This is a genomic window from Pseudomonas sp. 22085, assembly GCF_052045815.1.
In the GTDB taxonomy this organism is placed as follows: Bacteria; Pseudomonadota; Gammaproteobacteria; order Pseudomonadales; family Pseudomonadaceae; genus Aquipseudomonas; species Aquipseudomonas glycinae.
The window spans coordinates 86,115-105,457 of record NZ_JBQEQA010000016.1; the positions used below are offsets into that span (position 1 = coordinate 86,115).

The following is a 19,343-nucleotide window of genomic DNA, read 5'->3' on the forward strand; positions in this document are numbered from 1 at the left end:
GAACGGAGATTTAGGAGCATAAAAGGAGGAGCAACGAGAATCTGGCGGATGCTTTTATCCAATAACTTGAAGCAGCACTGAAAGCTGCGCTCGAAAGTTAAAGTGATTTGTTAAGAGTAAGATTTTTTCGGTATTACAAAAGCGCTTCTGCTGTTGATTGAAGCAAGGTGGGAAATGGCTATTACTGCGTTTGCCGCTGCCGGTTTCCAGCGCAGGCCTGCTGATAATAAACAGCCCTGTCGCCTTTAATTCAAGCAGGGAAAAGAAAAAGGTGGAGAGTCGATCTGTAAGCCGGGTTCTGTCTTGAACAGTCATTCGTCTACGATGGCCATCACTGGACATCTTTAGCAACCTACCCGGTCCCAGCGCGGGCCACGCCTTGGGACCCTATTTGGTCTTGCTCCAAGTGGGGTTTACCTAGCCACGAACTGTTGCCAGACGTGCGGTGCGCTCTTACCGCACCTTTTCACCCTTACCGGCGCCGAAGCGCTTAGGCGGTTATTTTCTGTGGCACTTTCCGTAGGCTCACGCCTCCCAGGCATTACCTGGCACTTCGCCCTATGGAGCCCGGACTTTCCTCCCCCCCCTAATTTTCATAGAGGGCAGCGACTGTCCGATCGACTCTCCGCCGCGCAGGTTAACGGCAGAGCGGCCGAAGAACAAGCGCTAATAGCCCGCAAACCGGTCTGCGCGACGGGTTACGCGTCTTTTTGCTGATCCAGCGCCACCTGATACAGCACGTTTTTGCGCTCACCGGTGATTTGCGCTGCCAAGGCCGCCGCGCGCTTAAGCGGCATCTCTTCCAGCAACAGATTGAGGATACGCATCGCCTCACTGCTGACGGCGTCTTCGGACTCCGGCGCGGTCCAGCCCGCCACCACCACAACACATTCGCCGCGTTGCTGGTTGCTGTCCGCCTCGACGAATGCCCGTAACTCGCTCAGCGGCAATCCCTTGAGTGTTTCAAAGGTCTTGGTGATTTCACGAGCGAGCAATGCAGGACGATCAGCGCCGAACACCGCCTCCATATCCTGCAGGCATTCAAGAATGCGATGCGGTGCCTCGTAGAAAATCAGCGTGCGCGGCTCTTCCTTGATGGCTTCAAGGCGCGCCTTGCGCCCCACCGCCTTCGCCGGCAGAAAACCTTCAAAGATGAAACGATCAGACGGCAGACCAGCAGCCGACAGCGCCGCGATCAACGCGCAGGCACCTGGCACCGGCACCACATTGATCCCGGCGGCACGCGCCTGACGCACCAAGTGATAACCCGGATCGGAAATCAGCGGCGTACCGGCATCGGAAATCAGTGCAACGTTATCACCCGCCAGCAGACGAGTTATGAAGCGACTGCCTTCATCCCGCTCGTTGTGTTCATGACAGGCCGCCAGAGGTGTGGAGATGCCGAAGTGCTGCATCAGGCGCTGCGAGTGGCGCGTATCTTCGGCGGCGATCAGCGCCACCTCGCGCAGGATCTTCAACGCCCGCGCGCTGATGTCATCCAGGTTGCCGATGGGCGTCGCCACCACATAAAGCGAGCCCGCAGCGGAATTCAAAGGACCTGGAGCAGTCAAAGCGCACACCTCATGATCGGTAAAAGCCGCCATTGTAGCGCGTAGTACGTCGAACGATGCGCTCGGGTCGGACACGGTTTGTCGCACCATTGTGAGGCTGCGCACTCTTTGTATCAGCTAAATTGACGGTTTCACGCCAGTAACATCGCGCCCCGGCCAGTGCTTGGGTACAATTCGACGCTAATTTGATCGAGTATCAGGAACACTTACATGATCGCTTGCCTGCGGCTGTTCACTGCCCTCTGCCTCGCTGCCTTGCTGGCGGCTTGCGCCAGCTCCCCTTCCTCCAGCCTTGGCGAACTTCCACGGACCCCGGATGCCACCATCGAGCAATTGCTCGAACAGGCTGCCCAGGCCAAATCGCCGGACAAGGCTGCGCTGTTGCGCCTGAGTGCGGCAGACATGGCGTACCGCCAGGGCAATGCCGGACAGTCCGCGCAAATCCTGCAGCAAGTGCCGATGGAACAACTCCAGCCGGGCCAGCAGGCATTCGCCAGCACGCTGTCTGCTGAACTGGCCATGACCCGCAATCAGCCGAAAGCCGCGCTGACTGCCTTGAGCCATCCAAGCCTGCAACGCCTGAGCGAACTGTCCGTACCGCTGCAAGTTCGCGCCGGCACGGTTCACGCCCGCGCCCTTGAAGCCGACGGCCAGACCCTGGCCGCAGCCCGCGAGCGCATCTTCATCGCGCCGATGCTGGAAGGTGAAGCTGCCAGCAAGAACCACGAAGCGATCTGGACCCTGATTGCGTCGCTGCCGGCCGATCAACTGCAAGCGAACACCACCGATGACCTCGGCGGCTGGATGAGCCTGGCCCTGGCGGTGAAAACCGCCGGCACCCTGGAACAGCAGCAAGCCGCCATCGACAACTGGCGCAACCAGCATCCAAAGCACCCAGCCGCGATCAACCTGCCCCTTCCCCTGACCAAACTCAAGGAACTGGCCAGCCAGCCCCTGAGCAAGATCGCCCTGCTGTTGCCACAGGACGGCCAGCTGGCCTCGGTCGGCAAGGCCCTGCGTGACGGCTTCATGGCCGCGCACTATCAGGCTCAGCAAGCCGGCCAGAAACCACCGGCCATCGAGTTCTACGACAGCTCGAAACTGACCAATCTCGACGAGTTCTATCGCAAGGCCCAGGCCGATGGCGTGCAACTCGTCGTCGGCCCGCTGGAGAAGCCGCTGGTCAAACAGTTGAGCACTCGCCCGCAACTGCCGATCACCACCCTCGCCCTGAACTACAGCGAAGGCGATCAAGGTCCGGCGCAGTTGTTCCAGTTCGGCCTGGCGGCTGAAGACGAAGCCCGCGAAGTCTCCCGCCGCGCCCGCGCCGACGGCCTGCACCGCGCCGCAATCATGGTGCCGAAAGGCGAATGGGGCGACCGCGTCCTGCGCGCCTTCAGCCAGGACTGGCAAGCGAATGGCGGCAGCATCGTCGCCACCGAACGCGTTGACCAGCCAGTACAACTGGCCCAGCAAATCGCCGACATGTTCCAACTGCGTCAGAGCGAAGCCCGTGCCAAGAGTCTGCAGAACGCCGTCGGCACCAACGTTGCCGCTCAGCCTTCGCGTCGCCAGGACATCGAATTCATCTTCCTCGCCGCGACACCGCAACAGGCGCAGCAGATCAAGCCGACCCTGAACTTCCAGTACGCCGGTGACGTGCCGGTCTACGCGACCTCCCATGTGTTCAGCGCCAGCGGTGACGTCAATCAGTACAACGACATGAACGGCGTGCGCTTCTGCGAAACCCCGTGGCTGCTGGAAACCAGTGATCCGCTGCGTCAGCAGGTCACCGCGCAATGGCCCCAAGCCGCCGGCAGCCTGGGTCGCCTGTACGCGATGGGTGTCGATGCCTACCGCCTGGCACCACGCCTGGACCAGCTCAAGGCACTGCCGGACAGCCGCATCGAAGGTCAGTCGGGCAGCCTGGGCATGACCCAGTCCCAGCGCGTGGTGCGTCAGTTGCCATGGGCGCAGTTCGTCAGCGGTCAGATCCAGCGCCTGCCGGACACTCCTCGCTGATGCCCGACAGGTCACACCTGCAAAGCGGCAAGAATGCCGAGCGCCAGGCGCTCGAGCATCTGCAACACCAGGGTCTGCGCCTGCTGGCGCAGAACTGGTTATGCAAACGCGGTGAGCTTGATCTGGTCATGCTTGATGGCGATACAGTAGTATTCGTCGAAGTCCGCTACCGAAAGAACACTCAATGGGGTGGCGCACTCGACAGCATCGATGGGCGCAAACGGCAGAAACTGATTTTCGCCGCACAGTATTTTCTTCAGCGTGAATCACGTTGGGCCAATTCCCCCTGTCGCTTCGACGTGGTGGCTATCGACAGCCACCAGGGTCAGTTGAACTGGTTGCAGAATGCGTTCGACAGCTGACGCCTGCTCCACCCCGGACACTTTCACTCAACACTTTTGCTCTTTGCTTTGCGGGCTGCACATTCATGTGCCGGACAGCCGCGCTAATTAAGGTCACACAGATGGACATGCAATCCCGAATTCGCCAGCTTTTCCAGGCCAGCATCGACACCAAGCAACAGGCGATGGACGTACTTGCACCGCACATCGAGCAAGCCAGCCAGGTGATGGTCAACGCCCTGCTCAACGAGGGGAAAATGCTTTCGTGCGGCAACGGCGGCTCAGCCGGCGATGCCCAGCACTTCTCCTCGGAACTGCTCAACCGTTTCGAGCGCGAGCGCCCGAGCCTGCCTGCGATAGCGCTGACCACCGATAGCTCGACGATCACCTCGATCGCCAATGACTACAGCTATAACGAAGTGTTCTCCAAGCAGATTCGCGCACTCGGTCAGCCGGGTGACGTGTTGCTGGCCATTTCGACCAGCGGCAACTCGGCGAACATTATTCAGGCGATCCAGGCCGCACATGATCGCGAAATGATTGTCGTAGCATTGACCGGACGCGATGGCGGAGGCATGGCTTCACTGCTGCTGCCCGAAGATGTCGAGATTCGCGTACCGGCCAACGTCACCGCACGTATTCAGGAAGTCCACTTGCTGACGATCCATTGCCTTTGCGATCTGATCGACAGCCAACTGTTCGGGAGTGAAGAATGACCCCTCATCGCCTTGGCCTTCTGGCCTTGACCCTGTGCCTCGGCATCAGCGGCTGCACCTCCGTGGTGAATGCCAGCCGTGAAGCGCCGATCGAAGACGACCGCGGCACCCGCACTTTCGGCAGCAAGATCGATGACTCGCTGATCGAAACCAAAGTTGGCGTTAACGTGGCCAAGGCCGATCCGGCCCTGGACAACGACTCGCACATCGTCGTCACCAGCTTCAATGGCGTGGTGCTGCTGGCCGGCCAGACCCCGCGCGCAGACCTCAAGGAGAAGGCCGAACAGGCCGCCTCCAATGTTCAACGCGTGAAGAAGGTTCACAACGAACTGCAAGTGTTGCAGCCCTCCTCCCTGCTGGCCCGCCAGAACGATGCCTGGCTGACCACCAAGATCAAGACCCAGATGCTCACCGATGCCAGCATTCCCGGCTCGCGCATCAAGGTCGTGACCGAGAACGGCATCGTTTACCTGCTGGGCCTGCTGACCAAACAGGAAGCGGCCCAGGCGACCAACCTGGTTCAAGGCGTTTCCGGTGTGCAGAAAATTGTGAAGCTGTTCGAGTACATCGACTGACCGCAAAATGCAGGCACAAAAAAGGCGATCCAACCGGATCGCCTTTTTTATTACTTCACCACTTTCAGGCTTGGCCGACCGCTTGGGCGCGGTGGCTCACTGTCCGGTGGCGGAACGTCGTCGTCCTGCTCGAGCTCGTCCTCGTCATCCATCGGCGACTCGAGATCGAACACCATTCCCTGACCGTTTTCCCGGGCGTAGATGCCCAGGATTGCAGCAATCGGCACGTACAGACTGTGCGGGACGCCACCGAAGCGCCCTTCGAAGGTCACCACGTCGTTATCCATGTGCAAGTGCCGCACGGCACTTGGCGAAATGTTCAGGACGATCTGCCCGTCACTGGCAAATCCCTGTGGCACCTGCACTGCCGGGTACTCGGAATTGACCAGCATGTGCGGGGTGCAATCGTTATCCACAATCCACTCGTAGAGCGCGCGGACCAGATAAGGTCGACTGGAGTTCATAGCGGCTCCTTAAGCCTTAGCGCATGTCGCGTTCGACACCAGACAGACTCGCCTGGAATGCCTCACGCGCAAACTGGCGCTCCATATAATCAAGCAGCGGCTTGGCGGGCCGCGGCAGTTCTATACCCAGAATCGGCAAACGCCAGAGTATTGGCAATAGGCAGCAATCCACCAGACTTTGTTCCTCACTGAGGAAAAACGGCTTGTCGGCAAACAGCGGCGACACGCCTGTCAGGCTTTCACGCAATTCCTTGCGCGCCACCGCACGCGCCGCTTCCTTGGTGCGCGAATCCAGAATCAGATCCACCAGACCACACCAGTCACGCTGAATGCGATGAATCAGCAGACGGCTGTTGGCACGCGCCACCGGGTACACAGGCATCAATGGCGGATGCGGGTAACGCTCATCCAGGTACTCCATCACCACGGTCGACTCCCACAACGCCAGGTCACGATCGACCAGCGTCGGCAGACTGCCGTAAGGGTTCACCTCAATCAGTTTAGGCGGCTGACGACCAGCCTCCACAAAAATGATTTCGGCGCTGACACCCTTCTCTGCAAGCACGATGCGCACTCGGTGGGAATAGTGGTCGGCGGGGTCGGAGTAACAGGCCAACCGATTGGTCACGCCCATGGCGATCCTCCTCGCTTGTTGAAATAGTCGGAGCCGGAAAAACGCGCGCGCCCAGAGGGCGCCTCCCGCAACCGCTGGCGAACCAGACGTTGCGTTTTCAGAGGCGCCCTTGGGCGCGCGCGATTAACAGCAATTGCTTGAAGCGTTATCAGTGCACGTCTTTCCAGTATTCACGCTTGAGCAGGTAGGCGAACACAAAGAAGAACGCCAGGTACAGCAAGACGTAAGTACCGATGCGCTGATGTTGCAGCTTAACCGGGTTAGCCGAGTAAGCCAGGAAGGTTACCAGATTCTTGACCTTCTCATCGAACTGCTCTTCGTTGAGAGTTCCGGTTTTCGGCACGATGGTCAACTGGTCGCACGCTTCATGAGTCAGAGGCGTACCGGTCAGCGGGTCATATTGCTTCTTGCCGTCCTCGACGATCTGTACCTGCTTGCAACCCACGACCTGACGACCTTGCAGGCCGACCAGCACGTTAGGCATGCCGACGTTCGGGAAGACCTTGTTGTTCACACCCCATGGGCGCGCAGGATCCTCGTAGAACGATCTGAGGTAACCGTAGAGCCAGTCGGTGCCGCGAACACGAGCCACCAGCGTCAGGTCCGGCGGCGCCGCACCAAACCAGGTCTTGGCGTCGGCCGGTTGCATGCCGATGTTCATGTGATCGCCGATCTTGGCACCAGTGAACACCAGCTTCTCCAGCATCATTTCGTGCGGAACGCCGAGGTCATCGGCAACACGCTCGTAACGCTGGAACTTGGCACTGTGGCACCCCATGCAATAGTTGGCGAAAGTACGCGCACCATCCTGCAGGGCAGCCTTGTCGGAAACGTCGATGTCGACCTTTTCCAGTTCCGGACCACCGTGTTCAGCGGCGAAAGACAGCACTGGCAGAGCAGCAAAAATCAGAGCAAAAAATAACTTTTTCATCAGCCAGTCACCCTTTCCGGAACCGGTTTGGTCTTCTCGAGCCTGGTATAGAACGGCATCAGAATGAAGTAGGCGAAGTACAGGAAGGTGCAGACCTGCGACAGCAGCGTACGGCCCGGCGTCGGGGCCAGAACGCCCAGAATGCCGAGGATCACGAACGAAATGCAGAACACCACCAGCCAGATCTTGCTCAGCCAACCTTTATAGCGCATCGATTTGACCGGGCTGCGATCAAGCCACGGCAGGACGAACAGCACCGCAATGGCCGCCCCCATGGCGATAACGCCCATGAGCTTGTCAGGGACCGCACGCAGGATTGCGTAGAACGGAGTGAAGTACCAGACCGGTGCAATGTGCTCTGGAGTCTTGAACGGGTTGGCCTGCTCGAAGTTAGGTTTTTCGAGGAAGTAACCGCCCATTTCCGGGAAGAAGAACACAATGAAGCAGAAGATGAACAGGAACACCACGACGCCGACGATATCTTTCACGGTGTAGTACGGATGGAAAGCGATGCCGTCCAGCGGGATACCGTTTTCGTCTTTGTGCTTCTTGATGTCCACGCCGTCCGGGTTGTTCGAACCGACTTCGTGCAGCGCCAGGATGTGCAGCACCACCAGACCGAGAATCACGATCGGCAACGCAACCACGTGCAGGGCGAAGAAGCGGTTCAGGGTGATCCCGGAAATCAGGTAGTCACCGCGGATCCACTGGGTCAGGTCGTTGCCGATGACCGGGATCGCGCCGAACAGCGAGATGATCACCTGGGCGCCCCAGTAGGACATCTGGCCCCATGGCAGCAGGTATCCCATGAAGGCTTCAGCCATCAGCGCCAGGTAGATCAGCATGCCAAAGACCCACACCAGCTCACGCGGTTTCTGGTACGAACCGTAGAGCAGGCCACGGAACATGTGCAGATAGACCACGATGAAGAACGCCGAAGCGCCGGTGGAGTGCAGCAGGCGCAGGATCGAACCGTACTCGACGTCGCGCATGATGTATTCGACGGAGGCGAACGCCTCTTCCGCCGACGGGGTGTAGCTCATGGTGAGCCAGACACCGGTAACGATCTGGTTGACCAGAACGAGCAGCGCCAGCGAACCGAAGAAGTAAAAGAAGTTGAAGTTTTTTGGCGCGTAATACTTGCTGAGATGGTCTTCCCACATCTTGGTGGCGGGGAAGCGTGCATCAACCCAATCCATGAACTTGCTCATCACGCTTTCTCCGTATCGACGCCAATGACAATCAGGTCATCGGTCTCATAGGAATGCGGGGGTACTGGCAGGTTCAAAGGCGCAGGTTGCGACTTGTAGACGCGGCCAGCCAGATCGTAGTGGGAACCGTGGCAAGGGCAGAAGTAACCGCCTACCCAGTCTTTGCCCAGATCCGCGGGTGCCACTTCGGGACGGAAGGTCGGTGAGCAACCCAGGTGAGTGCAGATCCCGATCAGCAGCAGGATTTCCGGCTTGATCGAACGCACTTCAGGGTCGACATAAGTGGGTTGCGTGGAGTTTTTGGAGGTCGGATCGGAGAGCTGGCCCTCGATCTTCTTGAGATTCCCCAGGATTTCCTCGGTACGGCGGACAATGAACACCGGCTGGCCGCGCCATTCAGCAATCATCTGCTGCCCTGGCTCGATTTTGCTGACATTCACTTTCACCGGTGCTCCGGCAGCCTTCGCCTTGGCACTGGGAAACCATGACCCCACGAACGGGACCGCAGCCCCCACCGCTCCTGCAGCACCCACCACGGATGTGGCTGCTACCAAGAAGCGACGCCGGCCTGCATTCACGCCGTCATTGCTCATTCAGTCCTCTCCCATCAGCTTTGTGGCCTGTTAAATCAGGCGTCTACTAAATTGAAACTATGTACTTATAAAAATTTTGCCGAATGGTAATGAAAACCCCCAATTCTGACAAGGTAATTACCCGGAGGGCTGGCCCTCAAGCCTTGTAGTATAGGGGGTCTACGAATGTGGCAAGTTGTCACAGCGCAATTATTCAAGAAATCGCACGCATAAAAAAACGCCCGGTTCCGTGAGGAATCGGGCGTTCTTTTTGAACGTGGAAGCGAAATTAACGCTTCGAGTACTGCGGACGCTTACGCGCTTTACGCAGACCAACTTTCTTACGTTCAACTTCACGGGCGTCGCGAGTAACGAAGCCAGCTTTGCGCAGAGCGCTACGCAGGGTTTCGTCGTAGTCCATCAGAGCGCGAGTGATGCCGTGGCGGATTGCGCCAGCCTGACCACTTACACCACCACCGATGACGGTGACGTAGATGTCGAACTTCTCGACAGTCTCAGTCAGTTCCAGCGGCTGACGAACTACCATGCGGGCAGTTTCGCGACCGAAGAACGTATCCAGGGAGCGGTTGTTGATGGAGATGTTACCAGTACCCGGACGCAGGAAAACGCGTGCGGTTGCGGTCTTGCGACGGCCAGTGCCGTAATTTTGAGTCGCCGACATAATGAACTATTCCGTTAAATCTTCAGTTCTTGGGGCTGCTGAGCAGTATGAGGGTGTGCAGCGCCCGCATAGACTTTCAGCTTACGGTACATGTCGCGACCCAGTGGGTTTTTAGGCAGCATGCCTTTAACCGCGGTCTCGATCACGCGCTCAGGGGCCTTGGCGATCAGCTTTTCAAAGTTGATCGACTTGATACCGCCCGGGAAACCGGAGTGGGAGTAGTACATTTTGTCAGTGGTTTTAGCGCCGGTAACACGGATCTGCTCGGCGTTGATTACGACGATGTAGTCGCCGGTGTCAACGTGAGGAGTGTACTCAGGCTTGTGCTTGCCACGCAGACGGCTCGCGATTTCGGTGGCCAGACGACCCAGGGTCTGACCAGCAGCGTCGACGACAAACCAGTCGCGCTTTACTGTTTCCGGTTTAGCAGTAAAAGTTTTCATTCTTTATAGCCTCAGGGGCCGCCTGTAAATAAGACGGCGGATCTTACTGAATAGTGCGTACTTTGACAAGTCAAAGGCAGCCGGATACAGACGCTTTCGGGGGCTCGGGTCGGCGCGTCCGTTCAACGGCAAGATTCTTCGGCGGCGGGGCATCACTTCCACTGCAGAAAGAGGTCGGCAATTATGCAGATTGCGAAAAAAATTTCAACCTGCTTTTATGCTTGTTTTGCCCAAGGAGCACCCGATGGACTATCGCCAGCTAGGCCGTACCGACCTGAACGTGAGTGCAATCTGCCTCGGCACCATGACCTGGGGCGAGCAAAACACTGAAGCTGAAGCCTTCGCCCAGATCGAACGGGCAAAAGAGGCCGGGATCAATTTCCTCGACACTGCCGAAATGTACCCGGTGCCGCCAAAAGCCGACACCTACGCCACCACCGAGCGCTACATCGGCAATTACTTCAAGAGCCGTGGCGACCGCGCCGACTGGATTCTCGCCAGCAAGATCGCCGGCCCCGGCAACACCATCGACTACATCCGCGACAAGAACCTGCGCCACAACCGCCAGCACATCACCGAGGCCGTGGACGCCAGCCTCAAGCGTCTGCAGACCGACTACATCGACCTCTACCAATTGCACTGGCCGGAGCGCAGCACCAACTTTTTCGGACAGCTGGGCTACAAGCACCAGACCGAAGCCAATCTGACTCCGCTTGAAGACACCCTCGAAGCACTCGACGAGCAGGTGAAGGCCGGCAAGATCCGCCACATCGGCCTGTCCAACGAGACGCCATGGGGCACCATGCGCTTTCTCGCCCTGGCCGAAGCCCGTGGCTGGCCGCGCGCCGTATCAATCCAGAACCCGTACAACCTGCTCAACCGCAGTTTCGAGATCGGACTGGCGGAAATCGCCATCCGTGAACAATGCGGCCTGCTCGCCTATTCGCCGCTGGCGTTCGGTTTCCTGTCGGGCAAGTACGAAGGTGGGGCGCGCCCGCCAAAAGGCCGCCTGAGCCTTTACAGCCGCTTCAGCCGCTATTTCAACCCGCAATCGGAAGCGGCCTGCAGCCGTTATGTGGCACTGGCCCGTGAACATGGCCTGGATCCGGCGCAGATGGCCCTGGCCTTTGTGAACCAGCAACCTTTTGTCACCAGCAACATCATCGGGGCGACGACACTGGAGCAACTGGACAGCAATATCGCCAGTTACGAGCTGAAACTGTCGAAGGAAGTGCTGGAAGGGATCGAAGCGATTCACAAGGATCATCCGAACCCGGCACCGTAATCCACGCCGGTGATCGCTCCCACGCTCTGTGGACTGCCCCCCAAAGCGGACGCAGTGCGTCCATGGCGGCATTCCCACGCAGAGCGTGGGAACGATCACGCTGCATTACAGCGACCGCGCAATAATCTCCTTCATGATTTCATTGGTGCCGGCATAGATCCGCTGCACCCGCGCATCCGCCCAGGCCCGGGCCACCGGGTATTCCCACATGAAACCGTAGCCGCCATGCAGTTGCACGCACTCGTCGAGCACCTTGCATTGCAGGTCGGTGCCCCAATACTTGGCCATCGCCGCCGTCGGCACGTCGAGTTTGCCTTGCAGATGCAGCTCCAGGCAGCGGTCGACGAATACCCGGCCGATCTGTATCTCGGTGGCCATTTCCGCCAGTTTGAAGCGGGCATTCTGGAAGTCGGCAATCGACTTGCCGAACGCCTTGCGCTCGCGGGTGTAATCCAGCGTCCATTGCAGCGCCGCCTCGGCTGAAGCCAGGCCGCCAATCGCCACGGTCAGACGTTCCTGCGGCAGTTCCTGCATCAGATAAGCAAACCCCGCCCCGGCCTGACCCAAGAGATTCTCCTTCGGCACGCGCACGTCCTGGAAGAACAATTCCGACGTGTCCTGAGCCTTCATTCCGACCTTCTCCAGGCGTTTGCCCTTGTCGAAGCCCGGTGTGTTCGCCTCCACCAGAAACAGGCTGGTGCCCTTGGCACCGGCCTTGGGATCGGTCTTGGCCACGACGATCACCAGATCCGCCAGGAAGCCATTGGTGATAAAGGTTTTCGAACCGTTGATCACATATTCGTCGCCATCCAGTACCGCCGTGGTCTTGACCCCTTGCAGGTCGGAACCGGCGCCCGGCTCAGTCATTGCGATGGCCGTAACCATCTCGCCAGACACCAGTTTCGGCAGGTATTTCTGCTTCAGCGCCTCGCTGCCGTAATGCAGGATGTACGGCGCAACGATGTCCGAATGCAGCGAGAAACCGATGCCGGTCAGGCCCAGCCGCCCCACTTCCTCGATGACCACCGCACTGTAGAGAAAGTCCGCCCCCAGCCCGCCGTATTCCTCCGGCAGGTGCGAGCACAGCATCCCCGCCTCCCCTGCCTTGTTCCACAGTTTGCGGTCGATGTAGCCTTGTTTTTCCCATTGCCCATGGAACGGCACGGCCTCTTTTTCGAGGAATGTTCGTACGCTGTCGCGGAACAATTCGTGCTCGGAGCTGAACAGGGTTCTGGGAATCATGCGTCACCTTTTCTTTATTGTTGGAGGGGTCAGACCTTCAGAGACTAAGCCTCGCTTCCGATACAGGACACTGGACACATCCGACAAAAAATAAGACGATCCAGCCGTCTGGTGACCACTTTCCCTTATAAAAACAAAAGTTGAATTATGTCCAAGCAAGTCTCCACGCCCTTGCGGCGCGTCAGCATCCTGGCGATCGACCGGGTTTTCGCTTCCACTCTCATGCAAGCCAAGGATTTCTTCCATCTGGCCAGCCTGCGTTACGGCAAACAACTGGGCCATGGCCTGACTCCGGCGTTCGAAACCCGCCTGGTCAGCCCTGACGGCAAACCGGTGAACAGCTTCAGTGACGTGATCATGCCGGTGGACGGCGGCCTGGAAAACGCCGACGTCATCATCCTTCCAGCCTTCTGGGACGATTTCGATACGCTGTGTCGGCGTTATCCACAGATCCTGCCGTGGCTACGCGAACAACATGCCCGGGGCGCCGTGCTGTGCGGCGAGGCCACCGGCGTGTTCTGGCTGGCCGAGGCCGGGTTGCTCAACGGCAAGGAAGCGACCACCTACTGGCGCTTCTTCAACGCCTTCGCCGAGCGTTTCCCGCAGGTCTATCTCAATCAGGACAAGCACCTGACCGACGCCGACAACCTGTATTGCGCCGGCGGCACAACCTCGGCCTGCGATCTCTACATCTACCTGATCGAGCGCTTCTGCGGCGCCAACGTGGCTCAGGCTGTGGCCCGCGACATTCTCTATGAAGTCCAACGCAGCTACGCACCGGGACGCATCGGTTTCGGCGGCCAGAAACTGCATCAGGACGTGATCATCCTGCAGATCCAGCACTGGCTCGAAGAGCATTTCGCCGACAAGTTCCGCTTCGAAGACGTGGCCCGCGAGCACGGCATGAGCATCCGCAACTTCATGCGCCGCTTCCAGACCGCCACCGGCGACAAACCGCTGCACTACCTGCAACGGCTGCGCATCGAGACCGCCAAGGGCTTGCTCTCCGGCAGTCGCAAGAGCATCAAGACCATCAGCTACGAAGTCGGCTACGACGATGCGAGCTTCTTCGCACGCCTGTTCCGCCAGCACACCGAACTGTCGCCGAACCAGTACCGGCAGCAGTTCCAGCAAGCGGCCTGACGATTCGACCAGACACAAAAAAGGGCCTGCATCTGCAGGCCCTTTTTGTTTGCCGAATCCGCTTAAGGCTTGTGTGCCCGGGACAGGAATTCGTGGGATTGCATTTCCAGCAGACGGCTGAGGGTACGCTGGAACTCGAACGTCAGACGTCCGCCGGTGTACAGGTCTTTCAACTCCACTTCGGCAGAAATGATCAGCTTGACGTTACGGTCGTAGAACTCGTCGACCATGTTGATGAAGCGTCGGGCGATGTCGTCGGTGGTGACGCTCATCTGCTCCACGCCACTGAGCAGCACGGCGTGGAAGATCTTGCCCAGCTCGATGTAGTCGTTCTGGCTGCGCGGGCCGTCGCACAGTTCGCGGAAGTCGAACCAGGCCACGTCATCGCAAGTACGCAGGGCACGGATTTCGCGGTTCTCGATGATCAGCACATCGTTTTCCACCGCCGCCGTGCATTCAGGCGTCAGCGCGCGGAAGCTCTTGCGCAGGCTTTCGTGGGCGGCTTCGTCCAGCGGATAGTGGAACAGCTCCGCTTGTTCGAGGTGGCGCAGACGGTAGTCGACGCCGCTGTCGACGTTGACGATCTCGGTGTTCTGCTTGATCAGCGCGATGGCCGGCAGGAAGCGCGCGCGTTGCAGCCCGTCCTTGTACAGGCCATCCGGCACGATGTTCGACGTGGCGACCAGGGTCACGCCGTTCTTGAACAGTTCTTCCATCAGCGTGCCGAGGATCATGGCGTCGGTGATGTCGGAGACGAAGAATTCATCGAAGCAGATGACCCGTGATTCGGTCGCGAAGCGCTTGGCGATGATGGTCAGCGGGTTTTTCTCGCCGCCGAGGGTCTTCATCTCTTCGTGCACACGCTTCATGAAGCGGTGGAAGTGAGTGCGGGTCTTTTCCTTGAATGGCAGCGCTTCGAAGAAAGTGTCCACCAGGTAAGTCTTGCCGCGACCCACGCCGCCCCAGAAGTACAGGCCCTTGACCGGCGTCTGATCCTTCTTGCCAAACAGCTTGCCCAGCAAACCCGGCTTGTTCTGCTCGGCCGCGATCAGATCGTCGTACAGGCGTTGCAGATGACGCACGGCAGTTTCCTGCGCCGCATCATGGAAGAAGTCCGGGCGTTTCAGATCAGCTTGATATCGTTCTAGGGGCGTCATAATTCGTTAGCAAGGCAACAAAAACGGGCCGTCACTGTAGCGATGGCCCGTGGGAATGGCAATCGGCCCTTGGTCGGGCCGGCCCGTTGATTATTCCTGAACCGGTGTCAGAGCGATCCGCAACGCCTCGACAGCCGCATCCCGCGCAGCCACGTCGGCGAACGCCGGGCTGTCGCCGACGCACTCGCCTTCCAGCCACACGCTGAAGCCCAGGTCTTCGCTACGTACATCCAGCGCCTGACCCGATTGCAGCTGCTTGGTCACCTGACCGGCGGTTTTACCGTCGGCGAAGTTGCGCGACAACAGCAGTTGCTCGCCGTCAGCCGCCAGCAGACGGAAACGGAAGCTGCCGTCTTCTTCACGGAAGCTGACGAAACGTGCGGCTTTCGCGGCTTTCTTCTTGGTGGTCGCGGCCACCTGAACCTGATTGACGAAGGAGCGCAGGCCGACCGCTTCGCGCAGCTCGTTGAGGAACGGCGTCGCCACCGCACGGGCCTTTTTGGCGCCGTGTTGCAGGATGTCTTCCAGATCTGCCGGACGTTCGATCAACTGGTGATAACGCTCGCGGGACTCGCCCAGCTCGTTGTCCAGCAACTGGAACAGACGGTTCTTCGCCTCGCCCCAACCCAGACCGCCCAGCAGCTCGCTGCGGAACTCGTCGGCCTGCGCCGGTGTGGCGAACGCCTGGAACAGGGTGAACAGGTGCGAGTTGTCCGGATCTTTCGCTTCGCCCGGCGCTTTGGAGTCGGTAACGATCCGCGAGATCGCGTCCTTCATGTCCTTGGCGCTGGTGAACAGCGGGATGGTGTTGTCGTAGCTCTTGGACATCTTGCGACCGTCCAGGCCCGGCAACGTGGCCACGCTCTCCTCGATCAGCGCTTCGGGCATGGTGAAGAACTCCTTGCCCTGGCCGAACAGGTGGTTGAAGCGCTGGCCGATATCACGGGCCATTTCCACGTGCTGGATCTGATCGCGACCGACCGGTACCTTGTGCGCGTTGAACATCAGAATGTCCGCCGCCATCAGCACCGGATAGCTGTACAAACCCATGGTGATACCGGCATCCGGGTCTTCGCCGCTCTCGAGGTTCTTGTCCACCGAAGCCTTGTAAGCATGGGCGCGGTTGAGCAGGCCCTTGGCGGCCACGCAGGTCAGCAGCCAGGTCAGCTCGGGGATTTCCGGGATGTCGGACTGACGGTAGAAGGTCACGCGATCCACATCCAGGCCACCGGCCAGCCAGGTCGCGGCGATTTCCAGACGCGAGCGCTGGATGCGCAGCGGGTCATCGCACTTGATCAGGGCGTGATAGTCGGCCAGGAAGTAGAACGAATCGGCGTTGCTGTCGCGGCTGGCGAGAATCGCCGGGCGGATGGCGCCGGCGTAGTTGCCCAGGTGCGGGGTGCCGGTGGTGGTGATGCCGGTGAGGATGCGGGTACGGTTCGTCATGGGTAATCGCTTGTCAGACTGCAATCAATTCGAGAGACGCGGCAGGATCAGATCCTTGAGATCGGTCAGCTTGCCATGAAAAAAGTGTCCGCATTCTGCCACTTTCAGCAGCTCATGGGGGCGCGGGAGTTTTTCAGACCAGTCGTAGACCAGCTGCGGATCGATCACTTCATCGGTTTCCGGCTGGATCACCGTCAGCTCACCCTGCTGCGGCAATTGATCCTGATCACCCAGACGCATCACCGCCGGCGCGACCATGAACAGATGCTTGAGCGTGATGCCCCGAGATTCGAGACGACCGCCGAGACTTGCTGCAACAAATCCACCGAAGGAGAAACCGAACAGGGTCAGCGGCAGATCCGGGTGTTTTTCCAGCAGCCATGCAGCAGCGGCCTGGGCGTCATCGACTTCACCGGTGCCCATGTCATGGGAACCGTCGCTGGCACCGACGCCGCGATAGTTGAAGCGCAAGGTGATCAGGCCTGCGTCGCGCGCGGTGCGCTGCAGGGTCGAGACGACCTTGTTGAGCATGGTGCCGCCCTGCACCGGATTGGGGTGGCAGATCAGTGCGACACCGCGAGGCTGCTCGTTGTCCAGATACAAAGACTCAAGTTGCCCCACAGGGCCATCAATCACTACAGGGGTTTCACGCATCAGCAAGGAAGGAACTCCGTGACCTCGGATCGGGTCGACTCGTCTAGCAAATTGTCTGTGCCAGTCTATTGCGAGTGAATCGCGGTATACAGCGCAGGTTCGAGCCGTTAACGTAAAGCAAAGCCGTTTATAGAGGAAGGACTCGTGGAACACTCGCTCTTAGTTTGGTTGTTACCGACTCTTGCCCTGGTTGTGGGTGTCGCCATTGGTTTCCTGATCGCTCGCGTTGCGCCGAACGCCGCGCCCAGCCGCACGCAGCGTCAACTGGACGATATTCAGGAACGTTTCGACAGTTATCAGAATGAAGTGGTGACCCACTTCAACAGCACCGCCAATCTGGTCAAGAAACTGACCCAGAGTTATCAGGAAGTGCAGGATCACCTCGCCGAGGGTGCCAACCGCCTGGCCCTGGACGAGCAGACTCGTCAACGCCTGCTGGCCTCGCTGCATTCCGAAGCAGCACAGGCTCCACGGGAACGCCTGACGCCACCACGGGATCAGGAGCCGCCGCGTGACTACGCGCCGAAGACCCCGAACTCGCCGGGCATGCTCGACGAGCATTACGGTCTGAAGAAGTAATCAGCCTTCGCGCCAACAAAAAGCCCCCGGACAATCACTTGTCCGGGGGCTTTTTTGTACCTGACGGTTACGGGTACTGCTGAACCGTGCCCGGTTGTTGCTGACCACCGTACTGCTGGCCAGGGATGGCTTTGAGGTTGACCTCGACACGGCGGTTCTGCGCCCGGCCGTTGACGTCACCGTTGCTGGCAATCGGATTATCCGGACCGGCACCGCGGGCGCTCAGGTTGGCACCGCTGACGCCTTGCGAAGTCAGGTAGGTGGCAACGCTCTGCGCACGACGCTGGGACAGGTCCATGTTGTGCTGACGGCTGCCGGTGCTGTCGGTGTAGCCGACGATTTCGATCTGGTTCTGGTTGAACTCCTTGAGGGAGTTGGCCAGGTTGTTCAGCGGCTGATAGAAGCTGGAAGCGATGTTCGCCGAATCGGTGGCGAAGGTGATGTTGCCCGGCATGATCAGCTTGATCTGATCACCCTGACGCTGCACTTCAACCCCGGTGTTGGCCATGCTGGCGCGCAGTTTTTTCTCCTGCTGGTCGGCGTAGTAGCCGTAACCGGCGGCCGAGGCACCGACGACGGCCGCGCCGATCAGCGCGCCCTTGCCGCGGTTGTTGTGGTCGATGGCGGCACCGGCCAGCGCGCCGGCCAGTGCACCGAGGCCACCGTACTTGGCGGTTTTGCTCATGCCCTGGGAGCCACCGTCGGCCTGACCCTGGTTGTCATACGGGTTGGGCGAGGCGCAGCCGGACAAAACGGCCACGGCAGTAGCGACAATAATCAAACGACGCGTGGTGAACATGGAGTGCTCCTACTTTTGCATTCTGTGGTGCAGCGGCCATTGGCAACTGGCCCGTGCGGGCGTTGGATCATGACAATGCACAAAAATTCCGCCGGGCACCCGTGACAAAATGTTTAGGCACGCACAAACGGGTTCTCACGCATTTCATCCCCCAGACGCGTATCCGGACCATGCCCGGCCACAACGGTCGCGTCTTCATCCAGGGTGTACAGCCGCTGCTTGATCGATCGCACGATGGTCGCCTGATCGCCGCCCCACAAATCCGTGCGCCCTACTCCGCGACGAAACAACGTGTCGCCGGCTATCAACAGCTTAGCCTCGGAAAACCAGAAGCTCATGGAACCTGGCGTATGCCCCGGCGTGTGCAGTGCCACGCCACAGCCGCAAGCCAGTTCTTCATCGTCGCTCAACCAGCGATCCGGCGACGGCACCGGAGTGTAGGGCACACCGAACATCTGGCATTGCATCTCGAGGTTGTCCCACAAAAACTGATCTTCCTTGTGCAAATGCAGGGTCGCGCCGGTTTTTTCCTTCATTTGCCCGGAGGCAAGGAAATGATCGAGGTGCGCGTGGGTGTGAATGATGCTGACGACTTTCAGGCCCAGCGCATCGAGGCGCGCCATGATCAGATCGGGATTGCCGCCCGGGTCGACGACGATGGCTTTTTTGGTGATCGGGTCGCCGATGATCGTGCAGTTGCACTGGAGCGGGCCGACGGGGAAGGTTTCGCGAATCAAGGCAGTTGTCACAGCGGTCATTGAATAGTCCCGAATCGATGAGCAGGCGCCGAAACGTGCGCAGCGCGAGTCTTCAGAATTCTACGTCAACTGCCGATACAGGTCGCCGGGTCAGTATTCTGACGCCACTAATCAAAAT

21 protein-coding genes and 1 other RNA gene are annotated in these 19,343 nt (G+C 59.3%); 7 read left to right on the forward strand and 15 right to left on the reverse strand.

The genetic code is table 11. From position 1 onward, the window contains the following. Positions 1 to 271 precede the first annotated feature (271 nt). Positions 272 to 625, reverse strand: an RNA gene (rnpB, locus tag ACTJK7_RS20130) — RNase P RNA component class A. A gap of 73 nt (positions 626 to 698) precedes the next feature. Further along, positions 699 to 1,604: a 16S rRNA (cytidine(1402)-2'-O)-methyltransferase gene (gene rsmI / locus ACTJK7_RS20135; RefSeq protein ID WP_074690999.1), complete on the reverse strand. Its 906-nt coding sequence runs from the start codon at positions 1,602 to 1,604 to the stop codon at positions 699 to 701. Positions 1,605 to 1,781: 177 nt separating this feature from the next. Here rsmI and ACTJK7_RS20140 point away from each other — a divergent pair, with 177 nt between their 5' ends. The 4 genes from ACTJK7_RS20140 to ACTJK7_RS20155 all read left to right on the forward strand — a co-directional run bounded on the left by ACTJK7_RS20140 (position 1,782) and on the right by ACTJK7_RS20155 (position 5,225). Further along, positions 1,782 to 3,593, forward strand: a complete 1,812-nt coding sequence (locus tag ACTJK7_RS20140; RefSeq protein WP_108563213.1) for a penicillin-binding protein activator — start codon at positions 1,782 to 1,784, stop codon at positions 3,591 to 3,593. Then, a complete protein-coding gene (locus ACTJK7_RS20145) occupies positions 3,593 to 3,955 on the forward strand; it encodes a YraN family protein (protein ID WP_064383965.1) in 363 nt (120 codons plus the stop codon). Before ACTJK7_RS20140 ends, ACTJK7_RS20145 begins: the two co-directional genes overlap by 1 nt. 101 nt (positions 3,956 to 4,056) lie before the next feature. Continuing rightward, positions 4,057 to 4,650 carry a phosphoheptose isomerase gene (locus ACTJK7_RS20150; protein ID WP_064383966.1) on the forward strand — a complete coding sequence of 198 codons (594 nt, stop codon included), beginning with the start codon at positions 4,057 to 4,059 and terminating at the stop codon, positions 4,648 to 4,650. Further along, on the forward strand, positions 4,647 to 5,225 hold the full coding sequence (locus tag ACTJK7_RS20155; protein WP_064383967.1) for a BON domain-containing protein: 579 nt from the start codon (positions 4,647 to 4,649) through the stop codon (positions 5,223 to 5,225). The genes ACTJK7_RS20150 and ACTJK7_RS20155 overlap by 4 nt, the downstream gene beginning before the upstream one ends. Positions 5,226 to 5,275: 50 nt before the next feature. Here the strand turns inward: ACTJK7_RS20155 and ACTJK7_RS20160 are convergent, their stop codons facing one another. The 7 genes from ACTJK7_RS20160 to rplM form a co-directional block, all read right to left on the reverse strand. Further along, a complete protein-coding gene (locus ACTJK7_RS20160) occupies positions 5,276 to 5,689 on the reverse strand; it encodes a ClpXP protease specificity-enhancing factor (RefSeq protein WP_064383968.1) in 414 nt (137 codons plus the stop codon). Between the two features lie 16 nt (positions 5,690 to 5,705). Beyond that, positions 5,706 to 6,323, reverse strand: a complete 618-nt coding sequence (locus ACTJK7_RS20165; protein WP_011335872.1) for a glutathione S-transferase N-terminal domain-containing protein — start codon at positions 6,321 to 6,323, stop codon at positions 5,706 to 5,708. Positions 6,324 to 6,471: 148 nt separating this feature from the next. After that, the gene (locus ACTJK7_RS20170) at positions 6,472 to 7,254 is read right to left on the reverse strand and encodes a cytochrome c1 (RefSeq protein ID WP_064383969.1); all 783 of its coding nucleotides are present in this window, start codon (positions 7,252 to 7,254) and stop codon (positions 6,472 to 6,474) included. Continuing rightward, the gene (locus ACTJK7_RS20175) at positions 7,254 to 8,465 is read right to left on the reverse strand and encodes a cytochrome b (protein ID WP_064383970.1); all 1,212 of its coding nucleotides are present in this window, start codon (positions 8,463 to 8,465) and stop codon (positions 7,254 to 7,256) included. The genes ACTJK7_RS20170 and ACTJK7_RS20175 overlap by 1 nt, the downstream gene beginning before the upstream one ends. Beyond that, positions 8,465 to 9,058: a ubiquinol-cytochrome c reductase iron-sulfur subunit gene (gene petA / locus ACTJK7_RS20180; RefSeq protein ID WP_007917031.1), complete on the reverse strand. Its 594-nt coding sequence runs from the start codon at positions 9,056 to 9,058 to the stop codon at positions 8,465 to 8,467. The genes ACTJK7_RS20175 and petA overlap by 1 nt, the downstream gene beginning before the upstream one ends. A gap of 268 nt (positions 9,059 to 9,326) precedes the next feature. Beyond that, positions 9,327 to 9,719: a 30S ribosomal protein S9 gene (rpsI, locus tag ACTJK7_RS20185; protein WP_007956794.1), complete on the reverse strand. Its 393-nt coding sequence runs from the start codon at positions 9,717 to 9,719 to the stop codon at positions 9,327 to 9,329. A gap of 14 nt (positions 9,720 to 9,733) precedes the next feature. Beyond that, on the reverse strand, positions 9,734 to 10,162 hold the full coding sequence (gene rplM / locus ACTJK7_RS20190) for a 50S ribosomal protein L13 (protein WP_003228062.1): 429 nt from the start codon (positions 10,160 to 10,162) through the stop codon (positions 9,734 to 9,736). A gap of 244 nt (positions 10,163 to 10,406) precedes the next feature. On the opposite strand from rplM, the gene ACTJK7_RS20195 reads away from it, so the two are divergent. Beyond that, the gene (locus tag ACTJK7_RS20195) at positions 10,407 to 11,447 is read left to right on the forward strand and encodes an NADP(H)-dependent aldo-keto reductase (protein WP_085655282.1); all 1,041 of its coding nucleotides are present in this window, start codon (positions 10,407 to 10,409) and stop codon (positions 11,445 to 11,447) included. Between the two features lie 105 nt (positions 11,448 to 11,552). Here the strand turns inward: ACTJK7_RS20195 and ACTJK7_RS20200 are convergent, their stop codons facing one another. After that, positions 11,553 to 12,689, reverse strand: a complete 1,137-nt coding sequence (locus ACTJK7_RS20200) for an acyl-CoA dehydrogenase family protein (protein ID WP_108563217.1) — start codon at positions 12,687 to 12,689, stop codon at positions 11,553 to 11,555. Positions 12,690 to 12,935: 246 nt separating this feature from the next. Here ACTJK7_RS20200 and ACTJK7_RS20205 point away from each other — a divergent pair, with 246 nt between their 5' ends. Continuing rightward, a complete protein-coding gene (locus tag ACTJK7_RS20205) occupies positions 12,936 to 13,832 on the forward strand; it encodes a GlxA family transcriptional regulator (RefSeq protein ID WP_170928984.1) in 897 nt (298 codons plus the stop codon). 62 nt (positions 13,833 to 13,894) lie between these two features. Here the strand turns inward: ACTJK7_RS20205 and zapE are convergent, their stop codons facing one another. From zapE to ACTJK7_RS20220, 3 genes are all read right to left on the reverse strand, one after another. Continuing rightward, positions 13,895 to 14,989, reverse strand: coding sequence for a cell division protein ZapE (gene zapE / locus ACTJK7_RS20210; RefSeq protein WP_011335877.1), 1,095 nt, complete (start codon positions 14,987 to 14,989; stop codon positions 13,895 to 13,897). A 90-nt stretch (positions 14,990 to 15,079) separates the two neighbouring features. Next, entirely contained in the window at positions 15,080 to 16,435 is a 1,356-nt protein-coding gene (locus tag ACTJK7_RS20215) for a tryptophan--tRNA ligase (protein WP_440780760.1), read from the reverse strand. 24 nt (positions 16,436 to 16,459) lie between these two features. Further along, on the reverse strand, positions 16,460 to 17,089 hold the full coding sequence (locus ACTJK7_RS20220; protein ID WP_108563712.1) for an alpha/beta hydrolase: 630 nt from the start codon (positions 17,087 to 17,089) through the stop codon (positions 16,460 to 16,462). 144 nt (positions 17,090 to 17,233) lie between these two features. Here ACTJK7_RS20220 and ACTJK7_RS20225 point away from each other — a divergent pair, with 144 nt between their 5' ends. Continuing rightward, complete coding sequence (locus ACTJK7_RS20225; protein ID WP_039766275.1) at positions 17,234 to 17,668, forward strand: YhcB family protein; 435 nt, start codon at positions 17,234 to 17,236, stop codon at positions 17,666 to 17,668. Between the two features lie 67 nt (positions 17,669 to 17,735). Here ACTJK7_RS20225 and ACTJK7_RS20230 read toward each other — a convergent pair whose 3' ends face one another. Both ACTJK7_RS20230 and ACTJK7_RS20235 read right to left on the reverse strand, forming a co-directional pair. Then, positions 17,736 to 18,467, reverse strand: coding sequence for an OmpA family lipoprotein (locus ACTJK7_RS20230; protein WP_007956806.1), 732 nt, complete (start codon positions 18,465 to 18,467; stop codon positions 17,736 to 17,738). Positions 18,468 to 18,580: 113 nt separating this feature from the next. Then, positions 18,581 to 19,225 (reverse strand): MBL fold metallo-hydrolase, encoded by a 645-nt coding sequence (locus tag ACTJK7_RS20235; RefSeq protein WP_108563219.1) that lies wholly within the window; start codon positions 19,223 to 19,225, stop codon positions 18,581 to 18,583. Positions 19,226 to 19,343: the final 118 nt, after the last annotated feature.

Excerpts from the sequence above, each read along its gene's own strand:
- rsmI (WP_074690999.1), bottom strand. The coding sequence starts at position 1,604 with ATGGCGGCTTTTACCGATCATGAGGTGTGCGCTTTGACTGCTCCAGGT.
- ACTJK7_RS20140 (WP_108563213.1), top strand. The coding sequence starts at position 1,782 with ATGATCGCTTGCCTGCGGCTGTTCACTGCCCTCTGCCTCGCTGCCTTG.
- ACTJK7_RS20145 (WP_064383965.1), top strand. The coding sequence starts at position 3,593 with ATGCCCGACAGGTCACACCTGCAAAGCGGCAAGAATGCCGAGCGCCAG.
- ACTJK7_RS20150 (WP_064383966.1), top strand. The coding sequence starts at position 4,057 with ATGGACATGCAATCCCGAATTCGCCAGCTTTTCCAGGCCAGCATCGAC.
- ACTJK7_RS20155 (WP_064383967.1), top strand. The coding sequence starts at position 4,647 with ATGACCCCTCATCGCCTTGGCCTTCTGGCCTTGACCCTGTGCCTCGGC.
- ACTJK7_RS20160 (WP_064383968.1), bottom strand. The coding sequence starts at position 5,689 with ATGAACTCCAGTCGACCTTATCTGGTCCGCGCGCTCTACGAGTGGATT.
- ACTJK7_RS20165 (WP_011335872.1), bottom strand. The coding sequence starts at position 6,323 with ATGGGCGTGACCAATCGGTTGGCCTGTTACTCCGACCCCGCCGACCAC.
- ACTJK7_RS20170 (WP_064383969.1), bottom strand. The coding sequence starts at position 7,254 with ATGAAAAAGTTATTTTTTGCTCTGATTTTTGCTGCTCTGCCAGTGCTG.
- ACTJK7_RS20175 (WP_064383970.1), bottom strand. The coding sequence starts at position 8,465 with ATGAGCAAGTTCATGGATTGGGTTGATGCACGCTTCCCCGCCACCAAG.
- petA (WP_007917031.1), bottom strand. The coding sequence starts at position 9,058 with ATGAGCAATGACGGCGTGAATGCAGGCCGGCGTCGCTTCTTGGTAGCA.
- rpsI (WP_007956794.1), bottom strand. The coding sequence starts at position 9,719 with ATGTCGGCGACTCAAAATTACGGCACTGGCCGTCGCAAGACCGCAACC.
- rplM (WP_003228062.1), bottom strand. The coding sequence starts at position 10,162 with ATGAAAACTTTTACTGCTAAACCGGAAACAGTAAAGCGCGACTGGTTT.
- ACTJK7_RS20195 (WP_085655282.1), top strand. The coding sequence starts at position 10,407 with ATGGACTATCGCCAGCTAGGCCGTACCGACCTGAACGTGAGTGCAATC.
- ACTJK7_RS20200 (WP_108563217.1), bottom strand. The coding sequence starts at position 12,689 with ATGATTCCCAGAACCCTGTTCAGCTCCGAGCACGAATTGTTCCGCGAC.
- zapE (WP_011335877.1), bottom strand. The coding sequence starts at position 14,989 with ATGACGCCCCTAGAACGATATCAAGCTGATCTGAAACGCCCGGACTTC.
- ACTJK7_RS20215 (WP_440780760.1), bottom strand. The coding sequence starts at position 16,435 with ATGACGAACCGTACCCGCATCCTCACCGGCATCACCACCACCGGCACC.
- ACTJK7_RS20220 (WP_108563712.1), bottom strand. The coding sequence starts at position 17,089 with ATGCGTGAAACCCCTGTAGTGATTGATGGCCCTGTGGGGCAACTTGAG.
- ACTJK7_RS20230 (WP_007956806.1), bottom strand. The coding sequence starts at position 18,467 with ATGTTCACCACGCGTCGTTTGATTATTGTCGCTACTGCCGTGGCCGTT.
- ACTJK7_RS20235 (WP_108563219.1), bottom strand. The coding sequence starts at position 19,225 with ATGACCGCTGTGACAACTGCCTTGATTCGCGAAACCTTCCCCGTCGGC.